The sequence below is a fragment of the Tamlana sp. 2_MG-2023 genome (assembly GCF_030548465.1).
In the GTDB taxonomy this organism is placed as follows: domain Bacteria; phylum Bacteroidota; class Bacteroidia; order Flavobacteriales; family Flavobacteriaceae; genus Pseudotamlana.
In genome coordinates this window covers 268839-287116 of record NZ_JAUOSF010000001.1, presented here as the reverse complement: position 1 = coordinate 287116, position 18278 = coordinate 268839, and the positions used below count along the sequence as shown (strand labels likewise).

At 35.1% G+C, this 18278-nt stretch carries 17 protein-coding genes; 11 read left to right on the top strand and 6 right to left on the bottom strand.

Annotation, left to right across the window (positions count from 1 at the left end):
* Positions 1-5: 5 nt before the first annotated feature.
* Positions 6-1058, bottom strand: a complete 1053-nt coding sequence (locus Q4566_RS17045) for a molybdopterin-dependent oxidoreductase (protein WP_368506585.1) — start codon at positions 1056-1058, stop codon at positions 6-8.
* A 2-nt stretch (positions 1059-1060) separates the two neighbouring features.
* On the bottom strand, positions 1061-1300 hold the full coding sequence (locus tag Q4566_RS01375) for a hypothetical protein (RefSeq protein WP_150937563.1): 240 nt from the start codon (positions 1298-1300) through the stop codon (positions 1061-1063).
* A gap of 135 nt (positions 1301-1435) precedes the next feature.
* On the opposite strand from Q4566_RS01375, the gene glp reads away from it, so the two are divergent.
* The 11 genes from glp to Q4566_RS01320 all read left to right on the top strand — a co-directional run bounded on the left by glp (position 1436) and on the right by Q4566_RS01320 (position 11575).
* Entirely contained in the window at positions 1436-2614 is a 1179-nt protein-coding gene (gene glp / locus Q4566_RS01370) for a gephyrin-like molybdotransferase Glp (protein WP_303417491.1), read from the top strand.
* A gap of 10 nt (positions 2615-2624) precedes the next feature.
* On the top strand, positions 2625-2963 hold the full coding sequence (locus Q4566_RS01365) for a winged helix-turn-helix domain-containing protein (protein ID WP_303417489.1): 339 nt from the start codon (positions 2625-2627) through the stop codon (positions 2961-2963).
* A 94-nt stretch (positions 2964-3057) separates the two neighbouring features.
* Complete coding sequence (locus Q4566_RS01360) at positions 3058-3798, top strand: sulfite exporter TauE/SafE family protein (protein ID WP_303417487.1); 741 nt, start codon at positions 3058-3060, stop codon at positions 3796-3798.
* The gene (locus tag Q4566_RS01355; protein WP_303417486.1) at positions 3799-4413 is read left to right on the top strand and encodes a molybdenum cofactor guanylyltransferase; all 615 of its coding nucleotides are present in this window, start codon (positions 3799-3801) and stop codon (positions 4411-4413) included.
* A 175-nt stretch (positions 4414-4588) separates the two neighbouring features.
* Positions 4589-4822 carry a MoaD/ThiS family protein gene (locus tag Q4566_RS01350; RefSeq protein WP_303417484.1) on the top strand — a complete coding sequence of 78 codons (234 nt, stop codon included), beginning with the start codon at positions 4589-4591 and terminating at the stop codon, positions 4820-4822.
* A 116-nt stretch (positions 4823-4938) separates the two neighbouring features.
* Entirely contained in the window at positions 4939-6024 is a 1086-nt protein-coding gene (gene moeB / locus Q4566_RS01345) for a HesA/MoeB/ThiF family protein (RefSeq protein ID WP_303417482.1), read from the top strand.
* Between the two features lies 1 nt (position 6025).
* Entirely contained in the window at positions 6026-6469 is a 444-nt protein-coding gene (locus tag Q4566_RS01340) for a molybdenum cofactor biosynthesis protein MoaE (RefSeq protein WP_303417480.1), read from the top strand.
* 107 nt (positions 6470-6576) lie between these two features.
* The gene (locus Q4566_RS01335; protein ID WP_303417478.1) at positions 6577-6924 is read left to right on the top strand and encodes a four helix bundle protein; all 348 of its coding nucleotides are present in this window, start codon (positions 6577-6579) and stop codon (positions 6922-6924) included.
* A 33-nt stretch (positions 6925-6957) separates the two neighbouring features.
* The gene (moaCB, locus tag Q4566_RS01330; protein ID WP_303417476.1) at positions 6958-7869 is read left to right on the top strand and encodes a bifunctional molybdenum cofactor biosynthesis protein MoaC/MoaB; all 912 of its coding nucleotides are present in this window, start codon (positions 6958-6960) and stop codon (positions 7867-7869) included.
* A gap of 112 nt (positions 7870-7981) precedes the next feature.
* Entirely contained in the window at positions 7982-8980 is a 999-nt protein-coding gene (gene moaA / locus Q4566_RS01325; protein ID WP_303417474.1) for a GTP 3',8-cyclase MoaA, read from the top strand.
* Between the two features lie 366 nt (positions 8981-9346).
* Positions 9347-11575 (top strand): nitric-oxide reductase large subunit, encoded by a 2229-nt coding sequence (locus Q4566_RS01320; RefSeq protein WP_303417472.1) that lies wholly within the window; start codon positions 9347-9349, stop codon positions 11573-11575.
* A 191-nt stretch (positions 11576-11766) separates the two neighbouring features.
* Here the strand turns inward: Q4566_RS01320 and Q4566_RS01315 are convergent, their stop codons facing one another.
* The 4 genes from Q4566_RS01315 to Q4566_RS01300 all read right to left on the bottom strand — a co-directional run bounded on the left by Q4566_RS01315 (position 11767) and on the right by Q4566_RS01300 (position 18092).
* Positions 11767-14802, bottom strand: a complete 3036-nt coding sequence (locus Q4566_RS01315; protein ID WP_303417470.1) for an ankyrin repeat domain-containing protein — start codon at positions 14800-14802, stop codon at positions 11767-11769.
* A gap of 776 nt (positions 14803-15578) precedes the next feature.
* Positions 15579-16067, bottom strand: coding sequence for an SRPBCC family protein (locus Q4566_RS01310; protein ID WP_303417468.1), 489 nt, complete (start codon positions 16065-16067; stop codon positions 15579-15581).
* A 99-nt stretch (positions 16068-16166) separates the two neighbouring features.
* Entirely contained in the window at positions 16167-17261 is a 1095-nt protein-coding gene (gene ychF, locus Q4566_RS01305; RefSeq protein WP_303417466.1) for a redox-regulated ATPase YchF, read from the bottom strand.
* A 330-nt stretch (positions 17262-17591) separates the two neighbouring features.
* Complete coding sequence (locus Q4566_RS01300) at positions 17592-18092, bottom strand: hypothetical protein (RefSeq protein ID WP_303417465.1); 501 nt, start codon at positions 18090-18092, stop codon at positions 17592-17594.
* Positions 18093-18278 lie beyond the last annotated feature (186 nt).

Sequence of the window (18278 nt, the reverse complement as noted above, 5' to 3'; positions counted from 1 at the left end):
TTTCCTTAAATTTCGGCCAGGTATTTAATATCTTTCACAGATACTCCTGAGTATTTTGATACTTTTTCTGGTGTATAATCTTCTAAAAAGTCTTTATAAGCTTCAAAATCAATTGGAGTAGGTTTATCTTCAAAGGCATAATTATCTTCCAAACCATAACCCATATCTGTTAAACCCTTATTGAAATTCACATGGTTTTCAACAAAAGATTTATTCACCCAACCATTATTGATGATTTCATAACAAATGGCATTGGCGACCGCCAAATCTGTTTGTGGTTCAAATAAAATCGATTTATTTGAAGCCATACTCGAACGCGTGGTTCTAGTTGCAAAGTCGATGATTTTAGCCCCTCTTCTATTCTTTTGCTCTAACATTCTAGAGAATAAAACCGGGTGCATTTCAGCCATATTATTACCCCAAGTGATAAAATAATCAGCGTGGTCAATATCCTCGTAGCAGCCCATAGGCTCATCGGCACCAAAACTGGTTAAAAAACCTGTTACCGCACTTGCCATACACAAACGGGCATTACAATCTAAGTTATTGGTTCCAATAGCCCCCTTCATTAATTTAGAAGCCACATAACCTTCAGGAATCGTGGACTGCCCAGAGGTATACATGGCTACCGAATCTTTACCATGAGTATCCATGGTTTCTTTCATTTTATTAGCCACAATATCCAGGGCCTCACTAATGGGTGTTTGTACGTATTTGCCGTTTTTCTTAACCAAGGCGTGCGTTAAACGGTCTTCCGCTTGAATACACATAATTTGGTGATAGCCTTTAACACAAAGCAGCCCCTTATTCACCGAAGAATTAGGATCCCCCTTAACCGCAACCGCCTTTCCTTTATCCACGCCAATTAAGACACCACAACCGACACCACAAAAACGACAAGGGCCTTTTTTCCAGTCCAAGTCGCCGCCATTAGGTAAATCACGCTCCTGTTCATCTGCAAATATGATTCCTGGAAACATGGTTGCTGCAGCCGTCATCGCCGACATGATGGCCATTTTTTTTATAAAACTACGTCTGTTGGTTAACGAGGTATACATACTTAATTGCTTTTAGGTGTATCAAATCCAGAAACCATTGCCAACAGTTTTAAACTGGCAATAGATTCTATCTGTTCTTTTAAATTTTTATCTTCGGAAATATCGTTGGTATCAGTAACCACTATAAGTAAATCTTCATTCTCTGCAGGAATAACTTCGCAGTGACTTAAATTAGTTAAAGCTGCATGTAGTTCAGCCTTTTTACCGTCTTGTGGATGTGCTAAATAGCTTTTTATTGGCATATTCTTAGTTTCACTATTGGTTTTCTAAATTTATGATAAAATTATGTTAAATAAAAATAAATAAACTGACATTTATCATGTTTCAAAAGAAAATGAATTCGCTATATTTGTACAGACATAACGAATCCAAACACCATGATTTCTATTTCCGAAGCGATTTCTATAGTGAAAAATGATAGAAAACAACTTATAAAAAAATGCACTAAACCTGTTGACAAGGCTGGAGGATACCTGCTTTTTGAAGATGTAAAATCTCCTATTAATATGCCCCCATTCAGACAGTCGGCTATGGATGGTTATGCATTAAATCGTCATGATAAATTATCTTATAAATTAATAGGAGAAATTAAAGCTGGTGATGCCGTTCGTCTAAAATTAAACCCAGGAGAAGCTGTTCGTATATTCACGGGCGCTGCAGTTCCAGATTCTGCCAATGCGGTGATGATGCAAGAAAAGGTGCAAAATCATGGCGAAACCATAGACATTGAACATCAAATTGATTTGGAACTCAATATTCGTCCGCTAGGCGAGCAAGTTAAAACCGGAGATATTGCTTTAAAAAAAGGCACAAAACTCACTCCTGCGGCTATTGGCTACCTCCTATCTTTAGGAATCACTGAAGTTTCAGTTTATAAAAAACCAAACATTGCTCTGGTTACAACAGGTAACGAACTTGTAGAACCCGGACTAGAACTTACCCACGGGAAAATTTACGAAAGTAATTCAAGAATGCTTCTAAGCGCGCTTTATAACTTGAAGTTTTACGACATCACTTTATATAAAGTTGAAGATGATTACAATAAAACCGTTTCAACCCTAGAAACAGCTATAAATGATAATGACTTGGTTCTCATAACAGGAGGTATTTCCGTTGGAGATTACGATTTTGTTGGAAAAGCATTAAGTGAATTACATGTTGAAGAACTTTTTTACAAGGTGAAACAAAAGCCTGGAAAACCTTTATTCTACGGAAAGAAAGAAGACACGCAAATTTTTGCCCTTCCGGGGAATCCTGCTGCGGCGCTCACCTGTTTCTACGTGTATGTTTACATTGCTTTGCAAAACTTGATGGGTCGCGACGACACAGAGCTTCCAAGAATTCCGGCAACTTCTACTTCGTCATTTAAGAAGCGTGGCGATCGTCCGCAATTTTTAAAAGCCATTTATCAAAATGATACCGTTGAAATTTTAGAAGGACAAAATTCATCCATGCTACAAACATTTGCGCTTTCAAACGCATTGGTACACATGCCTGGTGAAGTTTCTGAAATAAATGAAGGGGATACTGTTGAAGTCATCATACTTCCGCAATAAAAAACAAACTATGGGATACAAAATTAAAAGTCGCATTTGGATAGAATCAGACGATAATGTACTTCTCGGTGAAGGTCGCGTGCATTTGCTAAAAGCCATTCACGAAACCGGTTCGCTCTCAAAAGGCGCAAAATCACTGAACATTTCATACAAAAAAGCTTGGGGTCTCTTAGATTCTGTAAACAAATCGGCTAAAGAACCCGTAACCATCAATTCTGTCGGCGGCAAAGGCGGCGGCGGTGTACAACTTACAGATTACGGCAAATCATTAATTGAAACTTTTGATGAGATTAATAAAAACTGCTGGAAGTTCTTGGATGAGCAGGTAGCTAAATTTGAAACCTTGTAACAATGAAGTGCCTAAAATTAATAGTACTTAAAGTGTACTAAAGTTTAAGACAATCACGCTCAACCTGAAAGCTCAAACTTGAAACCTGAAAAAAATGTTGGAAACCGAAAACATATACTTCTTCTTAGCAATCTTACCTATCGTATCCTTCCTCTACGCGAGTGTTGGTCATGGTGGTGCGAGTGGTTATTTGGCACTTATGGCGCTGTTTTCCTTTGCTCCTGAATCTATGAAACCCACAGCTTTATTGCTGAATTTATTCGTGGCAGGCATATCGTTTTACTATTATTATAAAGCTGGCTATTTTAATAAAAAACTGTTTTTATACTTTGCTATCGCTTCCATTCCGTTAGCTTTTTTAGGCGGCACTATTGAAGTCGATGCTTCTATTTACAAAAAGATTTTAGCCGTTTTATTGATATTCGCCATTTTAAAAATGCTGAATGTTTTCGGAAAAGAAAGTGACAAAATAAAAGACGTTAAACTCTGGCAAGGACTAATCGTTGGCGGTATTATTGGTTTCTTTTCGGGACTTATTGGCATTGGTGGCGGTATTATTTTAACCCCTATAATTTTACTTTTACACTGGGGAAAAATGAAAGAAGCCGCAGCGGTTTCTGCACTGTTTATTTGGGTGAATTCGGCAGCGGGGTTAATCGGACAAATAAGTAGTGGTGTGACCATTGAAAAAGAGAGTTTTCTTTTAGTTGCCATTGCGCTCGTAGGCGGAATTTTAGGTGGTTACTACGGAAGCAAAAAAATAAACAACAAGATACTACGATACATATTAGCCTTTGTACTTAGTATAGCATGTGCTAAATTATTTTTCACATAAATGATAGATAAAAAAGACATCACAGGCATCATTTTATCTGGCGGAAAAAGTAGCCGCATGGGTTCCGATAAAGGTTTTTTACACCTTAACGGAAAAGCATTTGTGCAATACAGTATAGATGCCCTTAAACCTTTAGTTTCTGAAATCATCATCGTTTCCGACCATACCGAATATGATAAATTTGGATACCGAAGAATTACAGACACTATTAAAAATGCAGGGCCTGTGGCAGGAATTTCAGCAGGTTTGGAAGCTTCTAAAACAGCATATAATCTTGTTTTGAGTTGTGATATTCCACTGATTACTTCTGAAATTTTAGAAAAACTGATCCAAAATGCCGATGCTGAACATGACATCATTCAAATAGAAAGTCAAGGAAAAACCATGCCTTTGATTGCATTATATAAAAAATCGTGTGGTTCTATTTTTAGAAAATTAGTTGAACAAGATGAAAGACGTTTGCGTGTTGCCGTGAACTCCTGTAAGGTGAAAAATGTGGTTTTAGAATCGAAATATGAAAAAACGACGATGAATGTGAATACCCAAGAAGAATTAAAACAATTGAGCGTTGCCTTTAGCCACTCACTGGATTGTACCAATAAAACGAATAAATAACTATAAAAATGAGCAGGTTATACAAAAAGAATTAGAGTACGTCATTCTAAACTTGATTCAGAATCGCATCATATTGATAAACAATCATTATGAGAACCTGAAATCGAAGATTCTACGAAGTTAATCAAGTTCAGGTTGACGACAACTTTACTTTTTAGACAGCCTCTATTGAAAGATGCTATTAAACATTAAATATTTCGGACAAATTGCTGAAGTCTCGCAAAAAGATGAAGAGCGTTTAGAGTTTTCAGGAAAGTCTATCTCTGAGCTTTTAGAACTTTTATATTCAAAATATGAAGGCCTGAAAACAAAAGATTTTCAAATAGCCCAAAATCAAGAATTGGTTTCTGAAGCGACAAAAATCACAGGAGCAGAAATTGCTTTGTTACCGCCTTTTGCGGGAGGATAATTTATAATTGTTTAACAGTTAATTTGTTTAATCGGCTAAACGATTAAACGGTTCAACGCATAAACAAAAGTACAACTATAAAGGAGGAGATTCCTGCCTTCGCAGGAATAAAATTTATGAGATACAACAGACATATCATTTTATCTGAAATTGGTCAAGAAGGCCAGGATAAGATTTCTAAAGCCAAAGTATTAGCTATTGGTGCTGGTGGACTCGGGTGTCCGATTTTGCAATATCTCGCTGCGGCTGGGGTTGGTACACTTGGTATTATAGATTTTGATACGGTAGACCTTTCTAACCTTCAGCGTCAGGTTTTATTCGGAACGGCTTCCTTAAGCAAAAACAAAGCCCTTGCTGCCAAAGAACGTTTGGCCGATTTAAACGGCGACATCACCATTATCACCTACCCTGAAAAATTAACACATAAAAACGCCATCGCTTTATTCGAACAATACGATATTATTGTTGATGGTTCCGATAATTTTGAAACGCGCTATTTGGTCAACGATGCCTGCGTTATCACCAATAAACCGCTTGTTTTTGGCTCGATTTACAAGTTTGAAGGTCAGGTTTCGGTGTTTAACTATCAAAATGGTCCTTCGTACCGCTGTTTGTTCCCAAGTCCTCCAGAACAAGGTGCCGTACCCAACTGTTCAGAAATTGGAGTTTTAGGGGTGCTTCCGGGTATTATAGGTACCATGCAAGCCAATGAAGTTTTAAAAATTATTTTGGGCATTGGTCAAGTGCTTTCTGGCAAATTACTATGCTATAATGCCTTAACCCTTCAAAACCTCATTTTAAAAATTCAACGCTCGGAAGAAGCGATTCAATCAGTTTTAAAAGACAAAGCAAATTTTCACAACAAGCATGTTGAAACTGTAAATTGTGCATTAGAACCCGATTCTGTTTCTATTGCAGACATTAAATTAGACGAAAACATACAGTTTGTAGACGTTCGCGAAGCTCATGAGCAACCTAAAGTTGAAGGCGTTTCAGTAATTGATATTCCTTTAAGTGAACTGGAAGACGAGTACATCAACATAGACCCCTCTAAAAAAACCTATGTGTTTTGCCAAGCGGGAATACGTAGTCAGAGAGCCGTTGAAATCCTTGAGGAAATTGGCGTCCCAAACTGTTTCAGCATCGAAGAAGGCGCTTCAGAAATAAAATATTATTTAGAAAAACATCATAAACTTTCATAACATGGAAACCAAAAAACCTAAAAACGTCTTTAGAGACGGCGCGATTTCCTCAGATTTCATAGGAAATTCCATTTACAAACACCAAACTAAAACAAGTATTGGTGCCCATAATATTTTCTTAGGACAAGTGCGTGCCGATGACATTGACGGAAAAACCGTTGCCGCTATAGAATACACAGCCTATGAAGACATGGCTAACCAGAAATTCCACGACATACGCGAATCTGCTTTCGAGAAATTCGACTTAACGTGTATGCACATTTACCATAGTTTAGGTACGGTAAAAGCTGGTGAAATTTGCTTATTCGTATTCGTTTCTTCACCAAGACGAAAAGTGGTTTTTGAAGCCCTAGAATATATTGTAGAAGCGATAAAGGCTGATGTTCCTGTTTTTGGAAAGGAGATTTTTGAAGATGACAGCCACACTTGGAAGGTTAATAATTGATTATTTTTTATTGACTATTGATTATTACCTAGCAACCTCTTGAAATTTAATAGTGATTATTTTTTAATGATTATTAATTAGCAGAAACTTAAAAAAATTGATTATTCATGAAAGAAGCCTTAAAAGTGAGAACTAAAGTTTTTGCTCACAATTGTGTTAAAACAACAGGACAGTTTCCCAATAGCTATTTAGCCAATCACATCAAAGGACAATTAATTAGATGCTCCACCTCGGTCGCTGCGAATTATCGTGCAACTTGTGTCGCTCAATCAAAAGCCAGTTTTATTGCAAAAATCAGCATCGTTATTGAGGAGGTTGATGAGTCAAATTTTTGGATAGAATTTGCCATTGATGAAAATATCATCCAAAAAGAAAGCGTTGCTCATATCTTGCAAGAATCTCGAGAGTTAACCTCAATCTTCATGGCTTCAAGAAAAACAGCAAGTACCAAATAATAAATTATCAATAATAAATAATAAATTTCAAAAATGGTCGACATCACCCACAAAAACACCACACTACGCATCGCAACCGCACAAGCTGTGGTAAAAGTTAGTAAACAAGAAACTATTGAAGCAATTAAAAACGATACGGTTCCTAAAGGAAATGTCTTTGCCATGAGTAAAGCAGCTGGACTTTTAGGTGTAAAACGCACACCAGATATTTTACCCGATTGCCACCCCCTACCAATTGAATTTACCGGTGTGGAATACGAAATAAACGACTTAGAGATTTCAGTGATATTTACGGTAAAAACCATATATAAAACTGGCGTTGAGGTAGAAGCTATGCATGGCGCGAGTGTTGTGGCTTTAAACATGTATGACATGCTTAAACCTATTGATAAAGGCATCGAAATTCACGCTATTAAATTGCTAAATAAAAAAGGTGGTAAATCGGACTTTAATGACAAATTCAGAAAAGATTTAACCGCTGCGGTTGTGGTTTGCAGCGATACCATTTCTGCAGGACACAAAGAAGATAAAGCAGGAAAAGCAATTATTGCTAAACTCGAATCATGTGGTGTAAAAATTTCTGAATACGTGATTATCCCTGATGAAAAAGATGTGATTCAGCAAAAAGCAAAAAGTTACCAAGCACAAGGTATCGATATGGTGATTTACACAGGTGGGACCGGACTTTCAGGTCGAGATGTGACCCCCGAAGCCTTAATTCCGATTTTAGATAGACGTATTCCTGGTATTGAGGAAGCTATTCGCAGCTACGGACAAGAACGCACGCCATTTTCTATGCTATCAAGAAGTGTTGCAGGTACTATTGAAGACACACTAATTTTAGCCTTACCAGGTTCAACAAACGGCGCAAAAGAATCAATGGATGCTATTTTTCCAGGGGTTTTACATAGTTTTCGTATTTTAAAAGGAGCGAGACATGATTAAAGTTGGTTATTAGTTGTTGGTTGTTAGTTACTTGATTATAAACATCTAACTACTTTAACTTCTTAACTACTTAACTATTTAATTTCTTAACTCCTTAACAACAAAAAAAAAAATGAAAAACATACTACAAGATTCCCACGGCAGAGACCACGCCTACCTGCGTATCTCTCTAATTGAACGCTGTAATTTAAGGTGTACCTACTGCATGCCCGAGGAAGGTGTTAAACTCTCTCCGAAAAGTAATTTAATGACATACGAGGAGATTTACCAAATCGCCAAAACTTTCGTAGATCATGGGGTTACAAAAATCAGATTAACAGGCGGCGAACCTTTAATTCGGAAAGATATTCCAGTAATTTTGGAGAAACTGGCAACGCTTCCGGTGGAATTATCCATCACCTCAAATGCGGTGATTATCGATAAGTTTATTCCAGTTTTAAAAAAATATGGCGTTATGAAAATAAACGTAAGTTTAGACTCTTTAGATGAAAGTAAGTTTAAACACATCACCCGTCGCCATGAGTTTAAACGTGTTTATGACAACATTCTACTTTTAGTTAAAGAAGGTTTTACGGTAAAAATCAATGCGGTTTTAATGAAGGATTTCAATGAAAACGAAATCATTGATTTTATTAACTTCACTAAAGATTTACCAGTTTCGGTACGTTTTATAGAATTCATGCCTTTTGATGGCAACAAGTGGGATATGAGTAAAATGGTGTCTTATGCCGATGTCATGAAACTCGTACATGCCTCATTTGAAGAACACCAAGTAGAACGCTTGCAAGATGCGCCTAATGACACCTCTAAAAACTATAAAATATCAGGTTACCAAGGTTCTTTTGCTATTATTAGCTCGGTAAGTAATCCATTTTGTGATTCTTGTAACCGGTTACGTTTAACGGCTAACGGACAATTAAAAAACTGTTTGTTCTCCTCTACAGAGTCTGATTTATTAACCACGCTTCGCGAAGGAAAATCTATAGAACCAGTTATAAAAAAAGCGGTGTTAGCCAAATTTAAAGTCCGTGGCGGTATGGATACCCTAAAAAAACTTCAAGAGCCTGAATTACATACAAAAAACAGGAGTATGACTGCTATTGGTGGGTAGACTGTTTGTTGTTGAAATGTTTAGTTGCTTAATCGTCTAAATTTGATAGAGCTAGCTTGTCGCTAGTGGCTATTAATTCACAGCTATACGCAAATCAATAAAAACTCTACACCTCTCTCATAACTTTCTTGTTATTTAATTAAATAAGCCCTCCTCTTTCTCTTTTTACTCCATTTTTTCAAAATAAAAAATCTTAAAATTTTAATTAGGATAAATTTGTCCTTTATTGGTTTTAATTCTAAATTTGCTCCAATACAATGAGTCTTCTAAATGTAAATCGTTTAAAGAAACCTCAACAAAAACACACTGAAAATCTTTATCAAAACTGCTTAACAATCAATAATAAACCATATAAATAAATTTAAAATGAAAAAAACATGGATTGCATTTATTAGTGTCGTTGTTTTATCCTTCATCACACTAATTTGGATTGGTACCGAGGTGTATCAAACCCAGCCCCCTATACCTGATCAGGTTATTGTGAAAGAAACCAATGCCGTTTTATACACCAAAGCAGATATTCAAACCGGACAAAATGTTTGGGAATCTATTGGTGGTATGGAAGTCGGTTCTATTTGGGGACACGGAAGTTACGTAGCACCCGATTGGACGGCCGATTGGATTCACAGAGAAGCCGTTTACATGTTAAATACTTGGGCTCAAGCCGATTTTAATAAAAGTTACGACAACTTAGGTGTTGAACAAAAAGCTGCTATAAAAGCACGTTTAATTAAAGATATTAGAACAAATACTTTTAATGAAACAGACAAATCGATTACTATTTCTAAAGCACGACTAGAAGCTGTTCAGGAAAACATTAAACATTACACATCTATATTTTCTGAAGGAAAAGCAGAATATGCCATTCCTAAAGGCGCTTTAACTAATCCTGAAAAGTTAGAACAACTTAACGCCTTTTTATTTTGGACTTCTTGGGCTGCAAGTACCAACCGTCCTGAAAAAGATTACACCTACACGTCTAACTGGCCACACGAACCTTTAATAGATAATAACATTACAGATGATTCTGTAATCTGGTCGGGGTTATCAATTGTATTGTTGTTATTATTCATAGGAATTCTTACCTACTACTACTTATTAAACCATGAAAAAGGAGAGCTTATTGACAAGCCTGAAACCGATCCTTTAACAGGATTGAAGCTTTTTAAATCACAAAAAACCATCTTAAAATACTTTATTGTTATTTCGTTATTAATAGCCTTACAGGTTATTTTAGGTGCTGCGACTGTACATTATACGGTTGAAGGTCAGGCGTTTTTTGGTTTCGAATTATCGCAATACTTACCTTATTCTATTACAAGAACATGGCACACACAATTGGCTGTATTCTGGATTGCCGCAACTTGGCTAGCCACAGGATTATTTTTAGCGCCTATGATTTCTGGTAAGGAAATGAAATACCAACGGTTTGGGGTTAATTTCTTATTCTTTGCATTGCTAATCATTGTTTTAGGCTCTATGGCTGGCGAATGGTTAGGTGTACATCAATTTTTAGATTTAACAACCAATTTCTTCTTTGGCCACCAAGGTTATGAATACATGGACTTAGGTCGTTTCTGGCAAATATTCTTAGGTATCGGATTAATCCTTTGGGTAATTATGGTAAGTCGTCACATTATTTATGCGATTCGTAAAAATGATCCTTCAAAACATTTATTAATCATCTTATTAATATCTGTAATGGCTATTGGGATGTTCTTTTTCAGCGGATTGATGTATGGTGAAAACAGTAGCTTACCAGTTATTAATTACTGGAGATGGTGGTTGGTTCACCTTTGGGTAGAAGGTTTCTTTGAAGTTTTTGCTACCGTAGTGATTGCATACATTTTTTCTCAAATGAAAATCATTTCAGCTAAAACTGCGGGGCGTGTTTCTGTTGCCTCTGCTTCAATCTTTTTAGCTGGTGGAATTATTGGAACGTTACACCACCTTTATTACTCTGGAACTCCGGTACAAGCCATTGCTTTAGGAGCGACATTTAGTGCTTTAGAAGTAGTACCATTAACGCTGATGGGCTTCGAAATTAGAGAAAGCTGGAGTCATTTAAAAAGCACCCCATGGATGCAAAAATACAAATGGCCTATATTTTTCTTTATAGCCGTTTCATTCTGGAACTTTGTAGGTGCAGGTGTCTTCGGGTTCTTAATTAATCCCCCAATTGCCTTGTATTATATTCAAGGATTAAACACGACTGCAGTACATGCACACACCGCTTTATTTGGGGTGTATGGTATGCTTGGTATGGGATTCATTTTAATCTGTTTACGTTTTTATTCTGATAGAGTTTGGCAAAGTAAAAAACTCAAACGTGCCTTCTGGTTTTTAAATATTGGATTGGTTGCCATGGTGGTTTTCAGCTTACTTCCTATTGGCGTTATTCAAGCGTATACCTCGATAACTCAAGGTTATTCATTTGCTAGAGATTCAGATTTATTATATGCTGAACCTATACAAACTTTAAAATGGATGCGTATTATTGGTGATATCATCTTCTCTGTTGGTATCTTCTACTTCTGTTGGTTTACTATTGAAGAAACGATTTACAACTTCAAAAGGAAACAAGTAAATAAATAAGTGTTTTTTTTAGAAAAAATGCTGAAATAAAAAATCAGTATCGAATAACAATCTAGCGTTATTTGGTACTGATTTTTTTGTTTAGAATTGTATGATTAAAACTAAAATCATACAATTCATTTTTGCGAATATCAATAAAAAACCTCAGATTGCTCTAAGGTTTATAACTACGATACTTATACGTCTGTTATTTAGTGAATAATACCGCTAAACTCCCATTTTATAACCTCATCAGGATCATTATCTATAAGGTGCTTAGCAACATTACGGTGTAAAATAATGGTTGGTAAATGTTCTTTTAATCGAAATAACAAGTTATCATTAACTTTTTCTGTATCAATAGCTAATTCGCAACGAATACCATGTTTAGGGCCGTTCTCTTTAAATATAGAAGCCGGGAAGGCCCCGCAAGCAACAGCGTCTAGAATATTTATCGCAAAATAGTTCTCCCAAACGGTTTTGTCTTTTTCGCTTTTAATAATTACAGGAAACGTTTGCAATGTAGTTACGCCTGCTTCTTCAAGCATATCGATAAACCTTTTAGACATTACCAGAATTTTACCATTATAAAAATCAAGTAGTGTGTCTCCAGATTTTGCATTAGTAGTAAATGCAAGAGGTTCTACGGCTGCTGTTATTTTAGTTCCAGATATAAAATCAAGCGTACTAGTTACTCCTTTTGGAGCTTTTAAACTAAAATTAGAATCATCCTCTTTTAATATAAAATACATGTTTTTATCTTCAAGAGACATCTTTTTTCGTTTATTAAAAAAGACCGTTAAAGCTTGTGCTTTAGACTCGTATAATCGTCTGCTTTCTTTTTTATCTCCACCAATAATACCTGTTTGATAACTATATTCATGATCTTCATTTTCAAACGAGAATGATCCTGTATTGTAAAAGGCTTTTACCTCTAGCTTTATAAATGAGTTTGCTTCGGTATCTTCTACATATTCTTCTAATTCTATGTTTTTTTTATGATCCTGATTTAGGATAAATAAAAACAATTCATTGTCATGAAAGTTTGCAAAATCGTTATCATTAAGAAAATCTGCTTTGGTATATTCTCGTTCTAACGCATTTATAACATAAGGCAACATTTCATGTATATCATTTAATAATGCATACATACAAGCAATATTAAAACTCATAACACCTCTAGCACTTCTAGATTCTTCAACTTTACTAAAATACGGACTTAAAACCTCAAGACCTTCTTTTAATTGACCGCTAACACAGTAAGCCATAACAAGATTACCGATAATATTATCTGCCAACATTCTGTTTGGTTTGAAAGATTCTTTATGATCTAAAAACACATCGATGGTTTTTTGTACCTGACCGAGTCTTATTAAACTCATAATAAGAATATTTAAAGAATTGTTATTTGCTTTTAATACCAAGGCACGGTTTGCATAAACAGCTGCTTCGGAATAATTTGATTTAAAGAAATAATGCGCCTCCGCTAATCGTAAAATCACTGTAAAATCATCTGGATATGCTAAAGTGATAGCCGCTTCCATATCTATAATTTGCTCCCATGCTTTCTGTGCTCCATATCTTAAAAATTTGATTTTAAGCAATTCATGCTCTGGAGCCGTGGCACCTGTTTGAATAAGTAAATCAATTAAGGTATTATCATCTGCTTTATGTGCTAAAATTAATGGATTATCGCCATTTTTTCGCTTGGCATTTACATCTGCGGAAGCATTAATTAACAATTTAGAAATTTGAATAGCTTTGTTTTCTACAGCATAATGTAATGGCATTGTTCCTTCTTCCCAACCTGTATTAATAATGCAAGAGTTCGGATTTGCATGATACTCCAAAAGTAGTTTTACAACTGCGATATACTTTTCGTTGTCTCCTCTAGCATAAGAGCATACTCGATCTAAAATGGTATGGCCGTCGTTATCGCTATGGTTTACATCGATTCCTTTTTTTAGTAATATTTCTAGAAGATTTTTTTCTTCGGAAACAAAAAATAATAAGTTTTTATTTGATTCTGTATTAATGTAATTAATATCTACAAGATCAGATTGAATGCACTCTATTAAAACATCGACATTATTTTCTGCTTTATTAAAAAGTGCTTCAGTATCATATAGAATGCCTTTGCTTTTGCATAATTTAAGCACCGATAAATCTTTCTTTTCTAATGCGTTTTCGGTAATGCTTTGAATAATAGAAGCGTCTGGTATTAGTCCTTCATTTAGAAGATTCTCAATAAGTTCAAGATCTGTATTACTAATAGCTTCTAATAAAGCGGCTCTGTGTTCTTTTCTGTTTATTAATTGATTAATACCTTTTTTAACAGATTCAGAAGCAGATTCTAAAATCGCATCCAATAGTTCTTCAAAATACCCTTCCTCTACATAGCCTTCCTCCTCATACTCTGTTTTATAAGCCTCAAGAACTTTTAGTATGTTTTGTTGAATATTAGAATCTTCGGTATGGTGTAAAGCTGGTGCAAAAAGTTCGTCCATTTCATCGCCTCCGTCTTTATTAAGCATATCGCCAGAAGCTTTTTCTAATAATTTTAATAAAGATTCAGATTCGAAATTAGGGAAATAATCATCTATTAAATTATCAAGCGTGGTATTACCCCAAAATCGGTGACCCGCATCATAATACTCGCAAGCTTCATAAAATTGATCTACAATAGCAAGCTGTGCAGCGACATCTTTTCTTTTAATAATTTCTTCAGCAACTAAACCTGTCGCTTGAAAATTAAAATAGATATTCTGTAATGTCATCTGAAAAACAGAAACCAATGTCGTAGATGATATATTATCTATATGTTTTAGAAGATATTCGTCTAGTACCTCCACGGCTACCAAACTTTCGTCTTTCATTTTCACACCAAGATACCGTGTAAAAGGGTGGTTATCTCTTGAAGAATAAGCATCTACTAGTGTTTTTAAGGTAAGTAGGTTTTTCTCGAAAACAGAAACATCTTCCGTTTTTAACTGTTCCATAGCAATGGAAAAAACAGAAAGGTGATCTGGTTTCTCTGCTTCTTTGTACTCTGCTTCTAATTTAGCCTTAATAACCATGTTTATTTCCTGTTCTGCTGCTGCTTCACTTTCAAAATGAGTGATTTCGATCGAAGGTGTTGCTTCAGATACACCATGAACTACAATACTGTAATTCTTTATTAATGTTATCAGAACATATTGATTTTTTGTATCTCTATTTTGAATGAAATATTTTTCTGTTGGATTCATGAAAATGATGTTTGTATAGCTAAAAGTCTGTTTTATTTCTGCTGCAAAATACATTTATTTTAAACTTTTTTTTACCCTGTATTCAGGGTTTTTAGCAGCTATACAAGAAAAGTGTAGAACACCTTTTAACATGTAAAAGGGTGTGATTTACTCTACAAAACCAGTAATAGCAATAGATTTGTAATAATCGTAGTATTCAAACACCCTTCAGGTTTTTAAAACCTGAAGGGTGTTTTCCTCCGATAGCACCGACTTATAATCTGTGACTAAATAAATACTCTACAACACTCATTTACCACAAATGCTCTTCAAAGCTTAAAACTAAATACAGAACTATTAAATTCAACTGAAAAACACTTTCCTTTCTTTAAACTTCCTGATGACTATATAGGTTAAATAAAAACTGCTCCAAATAGTGTCTAACTTTTTGGGCATCTCCAATCTCTATTAAGGCTTTCTCATTTATTGCTTACTCTTGTGAGCACGGACCACAAGTCCGAGCTATCAACGTTTCTTTTATTGTTGTTCGAGCCATCGGGAATCTGATTTATTAACCACGCTACGTGAAGGAAAATCTATAGAACCCGTTATTCAAAAAGCGGTGTTAGCCAAATTTAAAGTCCGTGGCGGCATGGATACACTTAAAAAACTTCAAGAACCCGAATTACATAGTAAAAATTGGAGTATGACTGCTATTGGTGGGTAAATATAATTGTTAAAGCTTTTATTTATTTAATCGTGTAATTGCACAACCTTGCTTCGAACTTTTGCAGTTGCTAAATAGCCAAATAGGGCGAGGTATAATCGTCAGCACTTTCACTTTCTGCTATAAATTTTAAAGTTTTAATGCGTGATTTTAAAAGCTTGGTAATATAACGCTTCAGAAACAACCAATCTACTAGTTTCCCTAAGATGCCGTAAGGTGATTCAAAAATAAACCTATGAGTCATGAGGGTTATACCGTTTATTTCCTCAAAAATATGTTCGTGACGATAAGACTTAAACACGCCTAAAACCATTTCATTTACAAAATAATTCGGACGATCAAAGGCGACAATTTTAGTAGTGAGATGCTGAGCGACCCCAAAATGATTGGCTTCCCAGCTGATCCACTCCCCTTTCTCAATGAGTCCAGATGTTTTACCAGCAATAGGAGTCTCATTGGTACGTTTAAGAGACTCTTTAAGAATCGTAATATTTCGGGATAAGTCGAAACATGTTTTTATATCAGAATTGATTTCTGACTCTAAAAGGATTGTAGCCATTTTTTAGGTTAAGGTTGGACTAGTTTGGTGCACAAACTTAATCAAAATCCCTTTCCAACAAAATTTAACTTACATTTAACATAAAACTTAACATTAAATTTACACATTAAATAAGAAATGCATTACATCTCCATCTTTTACGATGTAATTCTTGCCTTCAACACGCATTTTCCCTGCTTCTTTAACTTTAGCCTCGCTACCTAATTCAACATAGTCATTGTAAGCGATAACTTCTGCACGGATAAACCCTTTTTCGAAATCGGTATGAATAACACCGGCTGCCTGTGGTGCCGTAGCTCCAATATCAACAGTCCAAGCGCGAACCTCCTTAACGCCAGCAGTAAAGTAAGTTTGCTGATTTAATAATTTATAAGCACCACGAATTAATTTTGCGGAACCTGCTTCTTCTAATCCGATGTCTTGAAGAAACATTTGACGCTCTTCGTAATCTTCTAATTCGTTAATATCAGCTTCAGTTCCAACCGCTAAAACAATCACTTCTGCATTTTCATCTTTAACAGCTTCCTTAACTTGCTCTACATAATCATTTCCGGAAACAGCAGCACCTTCATCTACATTACAAACATACATTACTGGTTTATCTGTAATAAACTGTGATGGCACAACAAACTCTTCATAATCATCTTCTGAAAACTCTAAAGCTCTTACTGAAACTCCTGCTTCTAACCCTGCTTTAATTTTTAATAAAACAGCTTCTTCCTTTTGAGCTTCTTTATTTCCTGTTTTTGCAGCACGTTTAACTTTTTCTAATTTCTTATCGGCAGTTTCAAGGTCTTTCAATTGAAGTTCCATATCTATCGTTTCCTTGTCACGAATCGGATTTACATTACCATCAACGTGCACGATATTATCGTTATCGAAACAACGTAAAACATGTAAAATAGCATCTGTTTCACGAATATTTGCTAAGAATTGATTTCCTAAACCTTCACCTTTACTGGCTCCTTTTACTAATCCCGCAATATCAACAATTTCAACAGTTGCAGGTAAAACACGCTCTGGATTTACCAAAGATTCTAATTTCTCTAAACGCGGATCTGGAACGTTTACCACACCAATATTTGGTTCTATGGTACAAAACGGAAAGTTAGCACTCTGCGCTTTGGCATTTGATAAACAATTGAATAACGTTGATTTTCCTACGTTTGGTAACCCGACTATACCTGCTTTCATGTGATATATTTTTTTTCATTTCCGTGTAAACGGAAATCTTTTAATAACAAAATTTAAAAAGATTCCTACTTTCGTTGGAATTCATTTTGCGAGCCTGCCTTTTCGGTAGACGGGTGCAAATGTAGTTAATTCCTTTATTATTTTTTGTAACAATTTTAAGCTTTAATTACTGAATCTTTAAATTCTAGTTTAATGAAAACTATATATCTTATGATTATTGAATTCACTCATTAACGATAATGAACTAAACCCGCTTCAATCGGAATAAAAAAAATCCTAAGTGCTAAACCCAGAATTTTATGATAATGATTATAAAACAAAAATAACGCTTTATATAAATAGCATTATTAGCGTTAACACCACTCCAAAAGCTGTAAAATACATGCCTTTTTTAAAGATTTTAGTTTTGGGCAGAAACATCCAAAAAGATGATATAGCGAAAAAGAAAAGCGACACCCCAGAAAACACATTCAACCAAAACAAAGGCTCTTGTGATGTGGCTTTATGTAAATGGGTCATTCTATTTAGTACATAAGGTAATTCTGCTTTAGTATATTTAGCAACACCTGTGGTTTTATTATATTGACCGTTTTTAAACAAAATTAAATCGCCTTCAGTTTTTTCTGCTTTAAAACGTTTAATTTTTAAAGCGCGACCAAGTGCTTCGCCTCTTAAATTTGGTTTGATTGTTTTTTCTACTTCAATTTTATTTTTTAAGAAATCGGTGTTTCTAAAGATTAAAATAACACCACTTAAAGAGTAAACAATCATCACTCCTATTAAGAAAAAGCCTAAATAACGATGTATTATACGCATCCATTTACTTGTCATACTATATTTTTTTGGGGTTAGACTAAACGATTTTGCAATAGTTTAATCAAGATTAAAAAAAATATCCCAAGCAAAAGCTCAGGATATTTTAATCAAATATAAGTTTTATTTTAAATAGCTGCCTCTTGTGTTTTTATAAATTCCCCTACAGCATCTTTTTTAGTTAATGATACTCCAAAACTAAAA